Source organism: Intestinibacter sp. (assembly GCF_022780145.1).
Classification (GTDB): Bacteria; Bacillota; Clostridia; order Peptostreptococcales; family Peptostreptococcaceae; genus Intestinibacter.
Genome location: NZ_JALEXO010000018.1, coordinates 1 through 3,263, shown reverse-complemented (window position 1 = coordinate 3,263; position 3,263 = coordinate 1). Strand labels below are relative to the sequence as shown.

Below are 3,263 nucleotides of genomic sequence, written 5' to 3'. Positions count from 1 at the left end.
TTATATGGTTTCTTAAAAACTTTATTTGGCAATTTTTCATTAAGAAGAAAACATTGATTTATTTTTTCCATTAATTCCCTATACTCATCTTCTTTTTTTGTAAAAAATATTTCTGAGCACATATTGCCTAATATTCTCCTTTTATAAATATTCTAGATCTTTACTCTCCCAAAATCTTTATATACCTTAAGTATAATAAATTTACTACCAAAGATAAATTTTCAAGCTTATCTGTAACTTTTTTGAAACCTTCCCCACTCATTTTTATAAAATAACCATAATCTATATAAATACAAAAAGAGATGCTATAAATCTTTAACATCGATTTACAACATCCCTTTATAATCTATTTCCAAAAATTATTTTATACTATTTAAAGTTTTAGTCAATTTCTCTAAAGTCTTTATCTCATCAGATACAGTACTTTCTAAAAGCTCATTTTGTCTCTTTTCAACTTCCTTCAAAGTCTTTATCTCCTCTGAAAAATCATCCTTACCAGTTTCACATTTATCCATAATAGAATGAATAGTATCGTACAATCTTTCCTTACTTATAACTCTCTTATAACCCCATTGTGTAACATCCTCAGGTTGCTCGATTATATCGCTAAAATAAGTGTAGTTCTTTTCACTAAAATTATAAGCATACCAGTTATTGTCTATACCCCATAAATATTTATCTAAAGCCTTTTGACCGTCCTTATCTTCTAGAGCATCTATTGCAGAGTCTACCATATCTAAATTAGATTGTGGTATTTGATGAGGGAAAACTACTTCTTCCTCCCAAGTTAAGCGAACTAAATCATCTTCAGCCTTTTTAAATATTTCAAATACTGTTGAATATAATTCATATGTTTCGTCTAAAATTTTATCTGCTGCTTCGTAATCGCCTTTTTCAACAGCCTCTTTGTATGCGTTGTTTTTAGCTTCTACAACATCGTAAGCAGCTTCAGCCGCTTCTATAGCTTTATCTGCTGTTTCTTCTAATTTAGTTGTATCAAAATCCACATCCTCCATTATATCAGAATCTATGCTCTTTTTAAGTTCTTCAAATCTAAGTGAAAAATCTAGTGGAGAAACTGCACAGTAATCATATCCTAATAGCATTGTTCCATATAAATAGTGATTATATCTAAAAGCAGCTTCGTTGTATGTATCTTTATTATCAAATTGTGAATGATAATATTTTATAGAGAATTCTTCTCTCAATCTGCTGACAGATGATGGTATACCAGCTATAGAAAATGCAAAGGAATCAGTCCATGTTATAATTGGATATGAAACCTCTGTACCCTTTTCAAATACTCCGTCGACCTTAGGTATTGTAGTAGATAAATCTTTTACAAAAGGAGCAAGCTCATATGATGTTTGAACTAATGAACTTTCATAATCTAAAGAATGTGCAGGCATTTCAAAATTTATATTAGCTATAACCTTACCTGACCATTCTGGGTGTATATTAAACACTTGATTATAAGCTCCTGTAAGCCAGTCGTATTTACTGTTTTCAACACCCCATTCTTCGGCTGATGTTGCACAGAATACTAAAGTTTTTTCTGGTTGATATCCACTATCTACAATTGCCTTTGCTATACCAAGCATAATTGCTACAGATGATGCATTATCTTGGAATCCATCAAAATATCCATCGTAGTGACCAGATAAAACTATCATCTTATCCTTGTCTCTACCTTCAATCATACCTGTTATATTGTAGCTTTTAGTGTCTTTTTCAACCTTACTAGAAGCATCGAAATCTACCTTTATTGTATCTTTGCCAGATTTTTTTATAGCTTTTAGTAGGCTATCTGCATCTTTTCTAGATATAGAAAATGCTGGTGTATATTCTGGACCACAGAAATCCTGAGCATTTAATGCTTCATCACTTATCTCTGCATAACCTCCGTCTTGAACTGCAAGTACCGCTGCAGCACCGTTTAAATAAGCTTCATAAACAGGATAATTTATCCACCAATTTTCACGTTGATTTATATCTATTAGAACTAATTTGTCCTTTACATCTAAATCCTTAAAATCGGCTTCAGTTCCTTGATTTGCGTATACGACTTCGTATTCTTTTTTCCCGTTTGTTTCAAAATTAGTTTGGTATCCACCTAATATAGCAGTTTTTTCCTTGCCATCTTTATCTTTAAAAGTCAAATTGGCATGATCAAATGTCCAACCATCCAATGTATATTCTTCCTTTTCAACACTAGTCATTCCAATTGATTCCATAGTTTCTTTTATGTAGTCTCCAGCTTCTGTTTCTGCTTTTGAACCAGCTGTACGATATCCTAAATCCTCATTAGTTTTGAATTTAGTAAGCTCCTCCATTACATTATAACCCCACTCAGTATCCACCTTTTCTATAAACGATTTTTGTGCTTCTTCTAATGATAATTTTTGTGTTTTTTCCAATACTTGAGTACTAGAGCTAACACTTGATGAAGCACTGTTATTTGCACTACATCCACTTAATACAATACATACTGCTAATAATAATGTTACAATTTTTTTCATTTTAAAACTCCCTTTTCGTTGAAATAATAGATTGTCCGCAATTATATGCGGAAATATAGATTTTATTTAAGGATAGCTTATTGAATTGTGTAAACAAAAAAATACAATCATCGTTTTATTTAAAGCTAAACTTAAAATAAAAAATAATTGTACTTGATTTACGATCTTTACTTTAATTTGTTTTATTTATTGTCAAAGTCTTGTTTTATTTATTATCAAAAATATTGTTTTATTTATTATCAATGTCTTGTTTTATTTATTCAAATGTAGGTATTTTATTTGAGCCTATACAGTAATTGAAACTCTTACTGCTCATATTGATCATTTCACAAGTACTGCACCGTTTGATGCAAATTCTTTAGGATTAAATCCCACTTATAAAATTTGAGCTTTCACTCATCAACACGATATCACAATCGCTAGTTCGGCATTTGACCTGGCTGTCCGTATGGCCGCTTATTTCTGATGTTTCAGATAGGTCAAGTGTTAAGATTTCTCTTAACGAATTAGTTTGTGACGATAGACTTAAACCTCTTACCTCCTTTCAGTTGCTATCATAATTTATTTTTTAACAATAATTATATTATATTATTTAAAATTTATTGTCAACTATATTTTCTAAATATTATTAATATTATAACTTTTAAAAACCTAATGTAAAAACTCCTTAAAATGATAAAGAGGCTAGAACTTAGCCTCTCGAGAAATGCATAAAAATAAAAATATCCTATACAGGTAGACACT

1 protein-coding gene is annotated in these 3,263 nt (G+C 30.3%); it reads right to left on the bottom strand.

What is annotated here, in order from left to right:
- Nucleotides 1-359 precede the first annotated feature (359 nt).
- Nucleotides 360-2,519, bottom strand: coding sequence for a M28 family peptidase (locus MR593_RS00680; RefSeq protein ID WP_290685824.1), 2,160 nt, complete (start codon nucleotides 2,517-2,519; stop codon nucleotides 360-362).
- Nucleotides 2,520-3,263: the final 744 nt, after the last annotated feature.